The 14086-nt window shown below is 65.3% G+C and carries 11 protein-coding genes and 1 tRNA gene; 6 read left to right on the plus strand and 6 right to left on the minus strand.

The features are described from left to right. Nucleotides 1–12: 12 nt before the first annotated feature. Nucleotides 13–537: an AAA family ATPase gene (locus tag KK7_RS0111905; protein WP_010544877.1), complete on the minus strand. Its 525-nt coding sequence runs from the start codon at nt 535–537 to the stop codon at nt 13–15. Then, the gene (gene pnuC, locus KK7_RS0111910) at nt 534–1088 is read right to left on the minus strand and encodes a nicotinamide riboside transporter PnuC (RefSeq protein ID WP_010544878.1); all 555 of its coding nucleotides are present in this window, start codon (nt 1086–1088) and stop codon (nt 534–536) included. Before pnuC ends, KK7_RS0111905 begins: the two co-directional genes overlap by 4 nt. Nucleotides 1089–1276: 188 nt before the next feature. Between pnuC and KK7_RS0111915 the strand changes: the two genes are divergently transcribed. Beyond that, nucleotides 1277–1353 (plus strand) — tRNA-Pro (locus KK7_RS0111915). A gap of 109 nt (nt 1354–1462) precedes the next feature. On the opposite strand, the gene KK7_RS0111920 is transcribed toward KK7_RS0111915, so the two are convergent. After that, complete coding sequence (locus KK7_RS0111920) at nt 1463–2023, minus strand: recombinase family protein (RefSeq protein ID WP_010544879.1); 561 nt, start codon at nt 2021–2023, stop codon at nt 1463–1465. 415 nt (nt 2024–2438) lie between these two features. Between KK7_RS0111920 and KK7_RS0111925 the strand changes: the two genes are divergently transcribed. Next, a complete protein-coding gene (locus tag KK7_RS0111925) occupies nt 2439–2756 on the plus strand; it encodes a helix-turn-helix domain-containing protein (protein WP_040598490.1) in 318 nt (105 codons plus the stop codon). Nucleotides 2757–2791: 35 nt separating this feature from the next. After that, complete coding sequence (locus KK7_RS0111930; protein ID WP_202798679.1) at nt 2792–4021, plus strand: type II toxin-antitoxin system HipA family toxin; 1230 nt, start codon at nt 2792–2794, stop codon at nt 4019–4021. A 27-nt stretch (nt 4022–4048) separates the two neighbouring features. On the opposite strand, the gene KK7_RS0111935 is transcribed toward KK7_RS0111930, so the two are convergent. Continuing rightward, the gene (locus KK7_RS0111935) at nt 4049–5416 is read right to left on the minus strand and encodes a sensor histidine kinase (RefSeq protein ID WP_010544882.1); all 1368 of its coding nucleotides are present in this window, start codon (nt 5414–5416) and stop codon (nt 4049–4051) included. Next, nucleotides 5413–6135 (minus strand): response regulator, encoded by a 723-nt coding sequence (locus KK7_RS0111940; RefSeq protein ID WP_010544883.1) that lies wholly within the window; start codon nt 6133–6135, stop codon nt 5413–5415. The genes KK7_RS0111935 and KK7_RS0111940 overlap by 4 nt, the downstream gene beginning before the upstream one ends. Before the next feature lie 116 nt (nt 6136–6251). On the opposite strand from KK7_RS0111940, the gene KK7_RS0111945 reads away from it, so the two are divergent. After that, nucleotides 6252–8783, plus strand: coding sequence for a porin family protein (locus KK7_RS0111945; protein WP_138983952.1), 2532 nt, complete (start codon nt 6252–6254; stop codon nt 8781–8783). Nucleotides 8784–8896: 113 nt separating this feature from the next. Here the strand turns inward: KK7_RS0111945 and KK7_RS0111950 are convergent, their stop codons facing one another. Beyond that, a complete protein-coding gene (locus tag KK7_RS0111950) occupies nt 8897–9733 on the minus strand; it encodes a hypothetical protein (RefSeq protein WP_010544885.1) in 837 nt (278 codons plus the stop codon). Between the two features lie 542 nt (nt 9734–10275). Between KK7_RS0111950 and KK7_RS21890 the strand changes: the two genes are divergently transcribed. Together KK7_RS21890 and KK7_RS0111970 are read left to right on the plus strand one after the other, a co-directional pair. Beyond that, on the plus strand, nt 10276–13275 hold the full coding sequence (locus tag KK7_RS21890) for a MobA/MobL family protein (protein WP_158000002.1): 3000 nt from the start codon (nt 10276–10278) through the stop codon (nt 13273–13275). A 283-nt stretch (nt 13276–13558) separates the two neighbouring features. Beyond that, nucleotides 13559–14086, plus strand: a 528-nt coding sequence (locus KK7_RS0111970; RefSeq protein WP_010544889.1) for a hypothetical protein, incomplete at its 3' end; no start/stop codon positions are given.

A 14086-nucleotide genomic window follows, 5' to 3' on the forward strand; every position in this document is an offset into this window, starting at 1 on the left:
ACCGCAGCGCGGTTAACGATCGGCGCTAAATGCCTGAATTGCCGCCATTGCGGCAGCATAGCGCGCCTCACCCTCGCCGCGCACCCAGGCCCAGCGGACGCCCCGCCGCTCCAGCTCCGCATGGGCGAGATCGAAGAAGCGGCGGCGCTGTTCGGCATTGCCGAACAGGCGCGTGCCGTCCGCCACCCAGGGCAGATCTATGTCGAACAGCAGATAGAGATCGGCGGTGTTGTCCCACGCATCGAACCACGGATCCCGCGCGCCGAACAGCATGTCGGCCCACACCGCGGTCATCAGCGGATCGGTATCGAGAATCAGCGGCGCACTGGAAGCCGCCGCCATCATGCGGGTGCCGGCATCATGGGTCTTGGCGATCTCCACCAAGTCGCCCATCGTGAAGTCTATGCCCCGCGCCTCTGCATATTCGCGGCCATATTCGTCGAGCACGGTGCCGCCGACCGCCGCCGCCAGACGCGGGGCGATTGTCGTCTTGCCGGTGCTCTCCGGCCCGTGCAGGCAGATGGTACGGGGAATCATGCGCGCGCCTTGTTCCAGTCGATCGCCCCCCACACCGAAAGCGCCAGGAAAAGGCAATAGAGCGCGGCGGTGAGCCACAGGCCCTTCACCAGAAAAAGCGGGATCGCGAGCAGATCCACCGTGATCCACAAGAGCCAGCATTCCCAGGCCCGGCGCGACTGGAGGATCTGCGCGACGATGCTCAGCACCGCGATCGTGCCGTCCCACCAGGGATAGGCCGCATCGGTGAGGCGCTGCATCATCAGGCTCCAGCAAAGGGCGGTCACGACCCCGCCCAGCGCCCAGCCGGACCGCGCCCGCCAGCCCAGCCGTACCACCGGCACCGCCCCTTCGGCATCGCGCGCGCGCCGCCAGTTCCACCAGCCATAGCCGTTGACGACGAAATAGAAGCCCTGGAGCAACGCATCGCTGTACAGCCGCGCCTCGTAGAAGATCCCGGCATAGAGCGTGACCATCGCCAGCGCGAAGGGATAGTTCCACAGGCTGCGCCGCACGACCAGCGCGACATTGGCGATACCCAGCAGGGTTGCGACGGCTTCGATCGGGGACACGGGAAGCGGATGTATCGGCCGCTGCCCCCGCGGTCGAGAGTGCCGCGCGGGATGAGCCACGGAAAAAAAGCGCGCCAGCTTCTTTTTGCTGCAACGAACCGCTTGACGGCTCGGCCAACCCACCCTTATAGGCGCGCCTCCAAGCTCAAGCCGGTCTGCTCCCGAAAGCATCGTAGACCGGACTCCGTCGGGGAGTAGCTCAGCCTGGTAGAGCACTGTCTTCGGGAGGCAGGGGCCGGAGGTTCGAATCCTCTCTCCCCGACCACTTTCTCGTTTTCGTTGATTATCAACGGGTTACGAGGAATCGGTTCGTAAAGTTGGGACATCTTTTTGGGACACCTTCGGGTGTCACCCCCACGCTGCGATTGAAAAAGTCAGACCACGACAGGAGCAGGGCTGAGCGCGCGATAGACGCTCGCTCGACCGATGCGGAGACGCTTCGCGATCTCTGTCGGGCTGATTCCCTGCGCATGAAGCTCGCGCACCTCTTGAGTCGGGACACTCGGTCGCCGCCCCTTGTAGACTCCTGCGGCCTTGGCCTTCGCGATACCCTCCATCTGGCGCTCACGGCGGATGGCCGTCTCGAACTCGGCGAACACTGCCAGCATCTGAAGGAATGCCTTCCCAGCGGCGGTTGCGGTGTCGACTGGCTGCTCCGTCGCGCGGAGGTGCGCGCCTCTCTCCCGCAGGCGAGCTACGATGCCCTCCAAGTCTCGAACGGATCGGGCGAGTCGATCGATGCGGGTCACCATCAGGGTGTCGCCCGGCCGGAGGAACGACAGAACGGTCTCCAGTTCCTCCCTGCCCTCCGTGGTCGTCCCGCTGCGCTTCTCGCTGCGGATGATGGTGCAGCCCGCAGCTCGGAGCGCATCCTCTTGAATGGCGCAGTCCTGATCGTCCGTGCTGACACGCGCGTAGCCGATGATGGTCGTCATGGTCCTTCCGTCTCAATAGGATTTAGACCATGAGCGATAGCCTGTCTCATAGGTCAAAATCAATCCTATTGAGACGCTCTCGGTGTCTCATGTGGATGGTTCATCCGGGTATACCCTGTGAGACGGGATGCAGCCGCATGCAGCCCGCCCCGCTCCCGTACCAGCTGGGCACGTAGTCGATACCCGCCCCCCCCCCGAAGATAAGCTGGATGCGCTGCAGTGGTTGACACCATTAACCTCGCATATTCAGCCGAGAGTACTGCAACTTCGGTCCAAGGACCGCCAGAATTTCGGCGGGACTCGAGGACGACGGCCCCGCTAGCCAATCGAGCAAATCGCCCGCCCTTAGCAAATCCAAATGTCCTTATATGAGCAATTTATTGCGCATCTCGGCATAAGTGCTCATATAAGGATTATGTTGATCACGCCATCCGAGTCGATCGCCAAGTTGGGTGCTCGTATTCAAGCACGTCGAGCTGCCATGGGAATCACCCAGGCCGAGGCGGCAGAGCGATCCGGCGTGTCCTACAGTACCTGGCGCCGCCTCGAAACGCAGGGTAAGGCCTCGATAGAAGACTTGGCGCGGGCGGCGATCCTGCTCCGCTGCGAGCATCAGCTGGCGGAGCTGTTCCCACCCCCAGCGGCCGCCAGCATGGACGATCTGCTGAAGCAGCAGAAACGGGAACGGTCTGCTCCGCCGCGTCGCCGAGCTCGAGCCAGGTCGGCAACGTGACGCAGCTCGCACCGGGGACGCCGATTGCGATCGGCTTGCGATTTGAGGATGGTGCGGACGACCAGCCCGTCGGTCGGGCGGTCATGGCGAACGGTCGTGGGATGCTGGAGTGGAGCAAGGAAGTCCTCGCATCCGGCATCGCCGTGTCCCCGTTGCTCTATCCGCCCGAACGAGGCCTTGTTGAAGCCCGTAGCCGCGCCTTCGATGGGCTGCATGGCTTCCTCGCTGACAGTCTGCCGGATGGCTGGGGCGCCTTGCTGATGAAGCGCCGCGTGGAGCGCCTGGGCACGCGCTGGGAAACTCTCGACCCCGTCGATCGCCTTGCGCTTGTCGGCGAGGAAGGGCGCGGGGCTCTGGTTTTCGCGCCGGCGACAACGCCGCCTGCCGAGGTAGCGGGGCTCGACTTGGATGCGCTCGCCGCGCAGTCGCAGTCGATTCTGCTGGGGAACGATGCCAACCTTGTCGATGTCCTTGCCCGACTTGGCGGTGCCTCCGGCGGCGCGCGACCGAAGGTGCATGTCGGCTTCGATGCCAACGGCGCGGTCAGCATCGACGAGGGCGAGAACGCGCCCGGCTTCGAAAGCTGGATCGTGAAGTTTCCCGCGTTGCTAGATCCCGTCGATATTGGCCCCATCGAGCAGGCCTATGCTGAGATGGCGCGAGCAGCGGGTATCACCATGGCCGACAGCCGCCTGCTGCCGGCGCGGCAGGGCCCCGGCTATTTCGCCACCCGCCGCTTCGACCGTCCCGGGGCTGGCCGGCGTTTGCACATGCTCAGCCTCGCCGGCGCTGTCGAGGCGCCGCCGCATGTGCCGAGCCTCGACTATGACGGTTTCCTGCGGGCGACTCTCGCGATCACCCGCGACGTGCGCGACGTGGAGGAAGCGTTCCGCCGTATGGTCTTCAACGTGCTGGCCTGCAATCGCGACGACCATACCCGCCAGCATGCCTTTCTGATGGACCAGACCGGGCGCTGGCGGCTGGCGCCAGCCTATGACCTGACCTATTCGACCGGCCCGGGCGGCGAGCATTATCTCGCGGTTGCCGGCGAAGGGCGGCGACCGACGCGCGAGCATGTCGACCGTATCGGCAGGATGCATGGCATCGCCGAGCGCCGGATCGCGGAGATCGTCGACGCAGTCGATGGTGCAGTATCCGACTGGCCACGCTTCGCTGGCGAAGCTGGTGTCGGTGCGTCGCACGCGGAAATCGCGGAGCGCTTGCGCGAGGTGCGTAGCGGGTTCGTGGATACCAAAGCCGCCTGATTGCGGGCGTGCGCGGAGCGCGCAAAATCAAGCAACGGGCAACAACAGGTTCGCAGCGGTGCCGCCGCTGCGAGCTTGACCCAAAGAAAAGTCGCCGCCCCACTGGATCGCGAAATCACGGACGATGCTGAGGCCCAGCCCCGCCCCGCCCGTCTCGCGGTTCCGTGAGGCTTCACCCCGCTCGAACGGCAGCAGCAGGCGTTCGCGATCTGCGGCGGGGACCCCCGGCCCTGCGTCTGTAACCGAGATGAGCACTCGATCCTCGATCCGCTGTACGCCGATCTCCCCACCGCCAGCATAGTCGACGGCGTTGCGGAGAAGGTTCTCGATGGCGCGGCGAAAGGCGGGCTCGGGCGCGAAGATGCGGGCCTCGTCGCCAGGCAGCAGCCGTATCGCCGCAGCGCGTTCGTTCAACGCGTCCACGATCGCGTGCAGTTGCGCGCGCACGTCGAGCGCTTCGGGCGGTGTCGCTGCGTCGCGTGCGAATGCCAGGACCTCGCCGATCATTCCCTGCATGCGCTCGACATCGGCGACCATCCGGCCACGCTGGGGCTCGGGCGTACTCTCGATCCGGAGCCGCAGCCCGGTCAGCGGCGTGCGCAGGTCGTGTGCGATGGCGGTGAGCATCCGTGCCCGCTCGGCCGCTTCCGCCGCAAGCCGTGCCTGCATCGCGGCGATCGCCGCCGCGGCTTCGCGCAGCTCGCGCGGCCCCTCCTCCGGGATGCGCACCGCCCCACCGGAGTCGAGCGCATTGGCGAGGGTCCGGAACGGCCGGGTCAGGCGGCGGGCGAAGATCCAGGCGATCGGTGCCAGCAGCATCAGGCTGACGGCCAGGGCGATGAGGATGTTCACCTGCCAACGCGCGAAGAACGGCCGGGCAGGTGCGACGCTCAGCCATCGACCATCCGACTGCCGCACGCTTGCCGTGAAGGCGGGCACCGGCAGCCCGATCATGGCATTGCGGATCGCGCTGCTCACCGTACCGGGCGACACCATCTCGAACCTTCCGCGCCCCCGCTGGACCAGCACGAAGGACGGGGGTGCATCGGTCTTGTCGGCCCGCAATACGCTCCCCACGACGGTCGCGGCCTTATCGCCCAGTGGCTTGGCGCCGGACGATACGACCCGAACATCGCCGATAGGCCGCCGCAGCTCGGACGCGATGATCGCTTCCAGCACCGCCGTGCGCGGTCCGGGCAGCGGCTCGGGGACGATCCGGCGCTCGAAGCCCGGCATCGGATTGCGGAGCGCGGCGATCGCCTCGGCGGCGCTGACGCGAACGGCCGGGGGCTGCGGCGCCAGGAGCACGATGGCGGCGGTGGTCGCCACGCTCAGCGTCGCCACGGCCACGCCGAAGCCGCCGATCGCGACGAGCGCGCTGGGCGCCCGCTTCACGCCGCTCGCACCGTCGGCAGGAAGCGGTATCCGACGCCGCGCACCGTCTCGATCACCGGCATCGGGTCCGCCTCGGCGAGCTTGCGGCGCAAGCGGCTGACCGCGACGTCGATGGCGCGGTCATAGGGTGCGGCGTCCATGCCCCGCGCCAAGTCGAGCAGCGCATCGCGCGTCAGGATGCGTCCCGGGCGCTGGACGAAAGCGGCGAGGAGCGCGTGTTCGCCCTCGCTGAGCGACACGGCACGCCCGGCAGGATCGCGTAGCCGCCGCTCCTCCAGATCGAGCCACCACCCGGCGAACGTCACGCCCCCGCGGGAGGGGCGCTGTTCGTCCCCTGCCCGCGACGGCCGCCGCAGCAGCGCCCGCACCCGCGCCAGCAGCTCCCGCGGCTCGAAGGGTTTGGTCAGATAGTCCCAGGCCCCCACTTCGAGACCGACGATCCGGTCCGTGACGGCGTCGAGCGCGCTGAGCATCAGGATCGGTGTGTTCGCATTCGACAGGCGGCGACAGAGCGACAGCCCATCCTCGCCGGGCATCATCACGTCGAGCACGATCAGATCCGCAGACGCTTCGGCGAGCTGGCGGTCGCATGCCGTTGCACTGGCGGCGGTCCGCACGGCATAGCCGTGGCCGCTCAGGAAGTCGGCAAGCGCATCCCGAATACTGGCATCGTCGTCGACGATGAGGACCGTGTTCGTGGCAATCACCTCTGCGTGCATGCACAATGTGTAGCAGCCCATTGTAGCATTTGCGTAACAGCGCGCGCTACCGAGCGGGCATCCCCAGGCTACGCCCTTCTGCTGCAATCCCACCAACACAGGTTCGGGAGGTGCACGTGGGGCGGACGATCAGAAGACTTGTCGGGGTGATAGGCGGTATCGTCCCCGCCGTGGTGGAGGCCCAGCAGGCATCGCCCGCGGGAAGCGCGAAATCCGACGCGGCGACAACCCAGTCTTCCCCCGCGGCGCAACCGGCCGGCTCTCCGACGCCGGGGCAGAACAGCCCCGCCCCTGTCCAGTTTCGGGGTGCGGATGGCAAGCCGCTGCCGCCGGAGATCCAGCGCAAGCTGGAAGAGCAGCTGCGCAACAATCCGTCCGCGCTTCTGGGCAACGGGAGCGCACAGCAGCAGCGCGGCACCGGAAACGATATTCTGGTCACGACCCGCCGCGCGCGCGGCGCCGTGATCGGCGACGTGCCTCCCGAGCGCACGTTCGGCCCGCTCGACGTCCGCGCGCTCGGCGCGGACAATATCGGTGCGCTGCTCGATATCCTCGGGCCCCAGCTGGCCAGCGCGCGTGGGCGGGGAGATAGCGACCCGGTCGTCTTGCTGAACGGCCGGCGCGTATCCAGCCTGCTGGAAGTCGCGCGGATCCCCGCCGAGGCGATCGAACGGATGGAGGTGTTCCCGGAGGAACTGGCGCTTCGCTATGGCTACCGCGCCGACCAAAAGGTCCTGAACGTCGTCACGCTGGAGCGCTTCCGATCCCGTATCGGCCAACTGGGTCTGCTTGCGCCGACCGAAGGCGGCCGGGAGAGCGGCACGGGCAAGGTCGACTATCTCGCGATCCGCGGCGATACGCGGCTTTCGCTGGGCGCGACCTACACCCGCGCCGCGTCGCTGCTGGAGAGCGCGCGCAGCCTGCGGCAGTTTGCCGACACACCCGAGCTCGGGCAGTTTCGAACGCTGTTGCCCAACAGCGACCAGGTGACGCTGGAAGGCATGGTGAGCGGGCAGCTCCCCGGTGATATCGCGGCAACGCTGAACGGCCGCTTCGAGGGAACGCGGACCGAAAGCCTGCTGGGTGCGATCGGCACTCGTCCGCTGCGCCGCCATAGCGACCGAGGCGTCGCGCATCTCGGCACGACACTGAGCGGGCGCAGCGGCCCATGGCTCTGGACCGTCACCGCCAGACACGATCGGTCGACCAGCAACACCCGCACGGATCTGGGCGACGGCGCTGCGGGGCGGGAGCCGGCGCGGTCCACGGACGCGCGCACCATGGCGGACCTGCTGCTCAACGGGCCGATCGTGCCGCTGCCGGCGGGGCCCTTGTCGGCAAGCGCGCACGCGGCCGTGGAGGTTTCGACGTTCGACAGCCGCTGGGGCCTCGGTGCGACTGCCGGGCACGTTTCTCCCTCGCGCCAACGCGGGGCAGCGCAGCTGGACCTCGATCTGCCCATCTTCCACCGCGGCGACAAGCACGGGGCGGTGCTCGGCAATCTCTCAGCCAATGTGAACCTTGCGCTGGAGCAGCTTTCCGATGCGGGGAGACTGCGGAGCTTCGGTTATGGTCTGCGCTGGAGCCCGTCGTCGGCGGTTGGCGTCATCCTGTCCGTGGCCGACGACCAGACCGCCCCGACCCTGGAGCAGCTCGGTGCCCCGCTGCTGGTGACACCGAACGTCCGCACCTTCGATCTCGTCCGGCAGGAGGTGGTCGACACAACCCGGATCTTCGGGGGCAATGCCGCCCTGCGCGCGGAGGATCGACACCTCGTCAAGCTGGGCGTGACCCTCCGACCGATCCCGCGGACCGATCTGACCTTGAGCATCGACTATGTGGCGTCGCGCATCGACAGCCCGATCGCCGCCTTCCCGATCCTGACGCCACAAATCGAGGATGCGTTTCCGGGCCGGTTCACGCGGCGCGGTGACGGGGTCTTGTCCGCGATTGACGGACGGCCGTTGAACTTCGCCGATGCCCGGCAGAAGCAGCTGCGCTGGGGCGTGAACTTCGTCAAGCCGCTTGGTCCGGTGCCGCCCGGCCTGCAGAATGGGAACGTTCGGGTGTTCGGAAGCGAAGCGGAGGCGCGCCGCGCATTTCCGGGCGCCGTGTTCACCCAAGCCGATCCGGGGAGCGCCGCGGCCCGTAGCATCGGAAATCTATCGAGCCGACTGTTCCTCAGCGTCTATCACAACTGGTATTTCGAGGACTCGATCCTGCCACGGGCAGGCGTCGCGCGACTTGATCTGCTGGACGGCGGTGCGGTGGACGTACGCGGTGGTCGCCGCCGGCACGAAGTCGAGTTCCAGGCCGGGGCCTTCAAGCGCGGCCTGGGCGCCAGAATGACCGTCAACTGGCAGAGCGGGACGGAAATTCGCGGATGGGGCAGTGCCCAGGGCGATCTGCACTTCGGCGGCTACGCGGTCGTGAACCTCACCGTGTTCGCGAACCTTGCCGAGCGCCTCGGTGGCGTTCACGCGCCCAAATGGCTGAAAGGTGCGCGCGCCACCCTCGGCATCACCAACCTGTTCAACACGCGGCCGTCCGTCCGAGATCAAGCGGGTAACACGCCGCTCAGCTATCAGCCCGCGTATCTCGATCCGCTGGGGCGGATGGTCAGCTTCACGCTGCGTAAGTCGTTCTAGTCGAGATCGAATTTATCGCGGAGACGTCTTCCCGCGTTCGACGTCGATCATGAGCTTCACGGCCTTCGTCGGATGCTTGCGGCTAAGCGAAAGCCGCGACGTGCATGCCCGGCCTATTCCTGCTTGAGTGTCGCAGGGCCATGAAGCGGCAGCGCGCCCTTCGGTACGAGAAGGCGCGCCGCCGGAACGGGCACCGCGAACAGCGGTAGCTGGCGCCAGTCGAACAGGCGGCTGCGCAACCATGCCGGCTGGCTCCACTCGTTGGTCACGTGCCGTCCGACCAATAGGAACAGCCAAGTCGCGATGAGATCATCGTCGAATGGATCGGCCGCCGTGTGATAGCCGTGCCGTTGCGAAAGAAAGCCGGCGATTGCCCAATGGCACTCTGCCCAGTTCCACCAAATTCGCAGTCGTTCATCGTCGATGAGAATGTTGTAGTCCTCGCCCAACAAACGCGCGAGATTTCGATCGGGCACTTCCGCTTCAGTTGAGCCGATTATCTCGGTATATTCGTGGTCAGCCCACTGTCGAATATCCTCGTCGTCATTGCGCCGGCTCTGGTGCATCATCCGGATCAGCATCGACAGGTTGGCGAAGCGTGTCTGCGCTTGCTTGGCCCACCACGCGAAGGTGTCGTCCTTCTGGATCATCAATTCGTAGCTGGCGAAGCGCGGCATGGGATCGTCTTCCCACTCGAAATTCGAGCCATCGCCGATCGGGAGATCCAGCGGCCAATGGAACGGGAATTTTCGGACGGCATCCCAATAGGGTCGCGAGATCGGGCGGCCCGATTTCTCGAAGTCCGCCGGCGGCAACACGAATCCGGTGGAAAGGGCGCCGACCACGTCACCTTCGGCTCCGGCCGACGCACCCGCCAGGAAATCATCCTCGATCAAGCCTTCTGCGCGGGCGCGCATGAATGCAGCATGGAAAAGCTCGGCGGCCGGCATCTCGACCTTTCGCTCGTGGCGGAGCGCAGCTGAAATTCGCCCGGGCAGGTCCGGGGCAAGTTCCGCTGCCGGAAATTTTCCCGTTTTTCCGCTCCGCTCCGAATATTGCCGCTGCTGCTCCAGTTGCGCCAGTTGCAGGAGCTTCCCTGAAAACCCGGATTTTCACGGTTTCCGAGCCCATTTCTGGGGAGCTAGCCCCATCCGGCTCCCCGGAAACCCGGATTTCCACGGCTTCCGAGCCCATTTCTGGGGAGGCAGACCCCATCCGGTTTCCCTTAAAACCCGGATTTCGAGGGCTTTCAAACCCATTTTCTGGGAAGTCAGATCCCAGGTTAGTCCAGTCGCGCAATTCCCCAATTCCGTATGCAGTGCATCCAGATTGGGGAGGCTCTGGCGAGCGGTCACTTCGTGATAGTCACTGCCGTCACCGGCAGTGGCGGCTATACGCCGTTAGTTTTTTCCAGTCCATCCTATAACCTGAAGTGGCTGGCAAATTTCAGTTTTTTATTGCGCTAGAGTCGCGCGCATCGGACAATATGCGCATGGCTATTCAGCTCGACTTCGACTTCGATCCCACAGCGGCGCTTGCTGCGCCCAAGGCTGCGCGCGCTCGAGCCGCGATGGCGAAGTATGGAGCGCACCTATCGGACGATTACATCACCGGCCGCGAAACAGACGTGCTCAAGCTGCTGCGCCGGCGACCGATGGACGAACCCAAGCGGCAGCTTGACCCTGAAACACCGCACCCATCTCGCTCGGGTCTGCCTCCGGCACAGTTTCATATACCGCGTCCCCCACGTGGGCGCCCCACCACGCGGGATGGCCGCCAATCCTTTCACTTTGCGCTTACGAACGTCACCAAAGGGGTCGACGGGAAGTGTCGGACCAATGATGGTAAAGATGCAGACCCTGTTTTCCACGTCGGCTATGTGGCCCGGGAAGAGGCCGTCGCCACCGATCTCGCCCCGAAGGTGCATGAGGCTGTTGCGCATGTCGGTTACGTCGCTCGCGACGAGGCGGTTGCGCTCGATCCGGACGGCACCGCCATCATACTGACCAATGTCGAAGATCCGGCGGCGTTCTTTGCCAAAGTGCTCGAGCATGAGAATAGCAGCCACCTCGACGGGATTTGTCTGTCGCAATCCTACGACGAGCCGGCGTTGCGGACGCTGCTCGACGTTCCCACAATTCCACCCGCGCTAAAGACCGGCATCGCGCGCATCCTCGAAGACCCGGAGGCACATCGCGTACCGAAAACCTCAAGCGAGAAGAGCAAGACGCATCCTTTCCAGATAGACGCCGACATTTCCAGCTGTCGCAGCTGGCTCAAAAAGCACGACGCCCTCGGGCAGGTGTACCTCCGTCAGGGGCGCGGCGGCATCGTCCAGCGCCGCATCACCGGCGAACTGCCTGCCGAACTTGATCTCAGCCAATGTCGCCATGTCTTGCAGTGCTTGGTACGGGAATTGGAGCGCCGCGGCTTGCGCTATTTCGTAGCACTCCACGCGCCGAGCGCTGCCAACGACAATCGCAACTGGCATTTTCACCTGCTCTATTACGAAAGGCCCTGCGACAAAATTGGCGACCAATGGGACTTTGAGATCGTACAGAAAGTACGGTCTTCTACGCGAAATTTTCGAGATACTTATCCCCATCGCCAGAATAAGGACCGCGGCGTCGGTCACAAGACTTGGCCCATGGAAATGCGTAAGCGCTTCGCCGCAGCGGTAAACATTGAGTTGGAGGCGATCGGAAGCGTCCGCCGCTACGATCCCCGTTCGTATGCCGACATGCACCTTTGCGCCGAGCCACAAGAGCACCTCGGTCGGAGCGTCGGGTTCATTGCCGACTGTGGGGCGGCCCCTAGCAAGGACCGCGAAAACGCTCGGAAAGGGTGGAGCGCGCGTCAATTCCAGATGATCCAGCGCTTCGCGGAGGCCGAGAAGGCGGATGAAGAGCGATTTCGCGGACTCCGCACCAACCTTGGCGATACCTCTCAGGCGCGCGAGAAGCTGACGGAGTTGGAGCGCGCGCAGACAGAGGCGCGTGCCGCAGCCTGGACGGGCGAAGTTCTACTCGACATCTTCCACGCCATGGCTCGCAGCAACGCCGAGCAGACCGCCCGGAAGATGAAGGGGCGCGCCGTCGAACAAGCTGAAAAGTGCCGCGCCAGGGGCAAAGATCCAGCGGCAAATCGGATGTTTCAAGCCTATGAGCAGCGGGTGCGAGAGGCGAACACTTATCTCGCAGACCTTGAAGAGGCGTTCGCGCCCGAGGTCGAGCTCGCCAAGTCCCTGATCAGGGATGCCGAGGTCGCTTTCAAGCGTATCGATGCAGAGCTAGTGGCCGTACAGAATGCGGCGACCCAGGTCCAACCTGATCGCGGCCTGGCTCCCAGGCCCGTGCTTGTGCCGCCCGCTCCAGCAGCCAGCATCCCCGACGAAAAGCCCGCAACCGCGTTGCCGGGGCCGGCCAAGACGAGTCTTCCACCACTTGCCACATCGGCAAATCCGGCGACGCCGGCAACGGCTCGTTACCCGGAAGAGGTCGACCTCTGGCTCGCCGACATTGAGGGCAAGCGGCGGCGACTCAAATTGCGTGATGGGCGGGTTGAACCCCTGGATATCACGTCCCGTGACGTGGAGATGCTGAACATCGCGTCCCCGGGGCAGCTGAAGGCGCTCAGCAGGATCAGGGACCGCCAGAACCACCTGATCGCCAGGATCGTGAAAGCGGTGGAAGCTGCACCCGGGATCCTCACCATCCCCGCGGAAGCGAACGGCAAATGGACGCTGGCTCATCGCGATGGCGATCTTCAGGATGGCCTGAAGCGGTACATCGTCGATCCCGATGTTCAGAACCGGCTGCGCGCGGCGCAGGAAAAGGGGCTGGCGGAGCAGGCCGCCAATCGGGGCGTCGCGCCGCAGGTGCATCGGGCGATCGACGAAATATCCAGGGCAGCGATCGCCATTCACCAGGGCGAGAACGGCTTCACCATCCGTGAGACCGACGCCAACCGTCTGGGTATCGAGCGCGAGTCCCTGGAGGGGGCAGCCGCACAACGCCGGCTCGAGGCCATTCGGCGTTCGCAGGAGGGTCGCGTAGCGCCGCCCGCTGCGCAACAGACCATCCATACGCCCGCTAAGGAGAACTCGCAGGCGCGAGCGCTTGTGATTCCAGTACCCATCCCATCAGCCTCGGTGCCCGTCGAGCCGGCTGTTCGGCCAGCGACGCCCACGCCGGTTCAACCTGTCGCTGAAGCTCCGATGGATCGAGTGCCGGCTGTACCCCCTGCGGCCGAGCACCCACTCGTCGCGCAGTGGCTGGAAGCGCACCGTGCCCAGGCGGAGGCCGGCAACAGCATCCCCATTGGCGAGCGCAACCGTCGCGCGGCTGTCGCGCTAAAGGATCCACACGCCGCCGAAGAGCTGCGCCGGCTTGGATCCGAGCTCTGGGCGGCGGTCGAAGAACAGGCCGCGGCAAATCGGCGCTTCCAACAGCGCGCTGCCCGCCAGTTCTCGCAGCGGCCGACGATCACGTGATTGGACAGGTACCGGGTGTGAATACTGCGATCGGAGCCTAGCAGATTGCGACGTCGGCCGCTGCCATGACGGCAGCATGGAAAAGCCCTCGGCCAAGGTGAATTTGAAGGCAGGTTGAAGCGAAGGTTCTGAAAGAGCGGAAAATTAAGTTCGGCATCCGCCGAGCTGCGCTTGATCAGCCCTTCGTCGAGGTCGGCTCTGCCGGCCATCCCCAGCAACTGCGCGTCCTCATGTCCACCGCCCTGCGCGGTCTGGGTCGATGTCGTGCATCCGGAGCATCTTCATGATACCTGCCCCCATCAAAACCGTGCACATCGCCGAACTGGATGTCGGTTCAAGGCTCGGCCTCGACCGAACCATCCCGGTCGGCGCGGCGATCCTGACTGCCCAGCCGGAAGGCGACCGGGTAAATTTCGTACTCGACAGCACCGTTCTTCGCCCATCCGATCCCGCCGACACCTTATTGCATTGGCTGGACCGCCATCTGGAGCACCCACGCGCAGCCATCTTCGGATATCGGCTGACAGACGCCGCCACGCTGCTCGGTCGCCTGCCCGGCGCCAACGAGGGTAGCGCGCTGCGCGCGCTGGCCGGCCTCGGCCAGAATGACGTGCTCAACCTGTCGGCGCGTACCCGCGCAGGCGCACGGTCCTTCCGGCAGGCCTGCGCCCAGGCCAAGATCTTGTGCGCGCATACCGCCCCCAACGACCGCTTCGCGTCCTGGGTGCGATCCGATGTGCATACCATCGAGCAGGATGCGCAGATCGACGTCATCGGGTGCTTCCGCCTGATCCTCCATCGGCTCGTGGCG

It is taken from the genome of Sphingomonas elodea ATCC 31461 (genome assembly GCF_000226955.1).
GTDB classification, from domain to species: Bacteria; Pseudomonadota; Alphaproteobacteria; order Sphingomonadales; family Sphingomonadaceae; genus Sphingomonas; species Sphingomonas elodea.

What these genes read in the sequence shown, in the direction of transcription:
- KK7_RS21890 (WP_158000002.1), top strand. Translation starts at nt 10,276, where the DNA reads ATGGCTATTCAGCTCGACTTCGACTTCGATCCCACAGCGGCGCTTGCT.
- KK7_RS0111940 (WP_010544883.1), bottom strand. Translation starts at nt 6,135, where the DNA reads ATGCACGCAGAGGTGATTGCCACGAACACGGTCCTCATCGTCGACGAC.
- KK7_RS0111920 (WP_010544879.1), bottom strand. Translation starts at nt 2,023, where the DNA reads ATGACGACCATCATCGGCTACGCGCGTGTCAGCACGGACGATCAGGAC.
- KK7_RS0111925 (WP_040598490.1), top strand. Translation starts at nt 2,439, where the DNA reads ATGTTGATCACGCCATCCGAGTCGATCGCCAAGTTGGGTGCTCGTATT.
- KK7_RS0111905 (WP_010544877.1), bottom strand. Translation starts at nt 537, where the DNA reads ATGATTCCCCGTACCATCTGCCTGCACGGGCCGGAGAGCACCGGCAAG.
- KK7_RS0111950 (WP_010544885.1), bottom strand. Translation starts at nt 9,733, where the DNA reads ATGCCGGCCGCCGAGCTTTTCCATGCTGCATTCATGCGCGCCCGCGCA.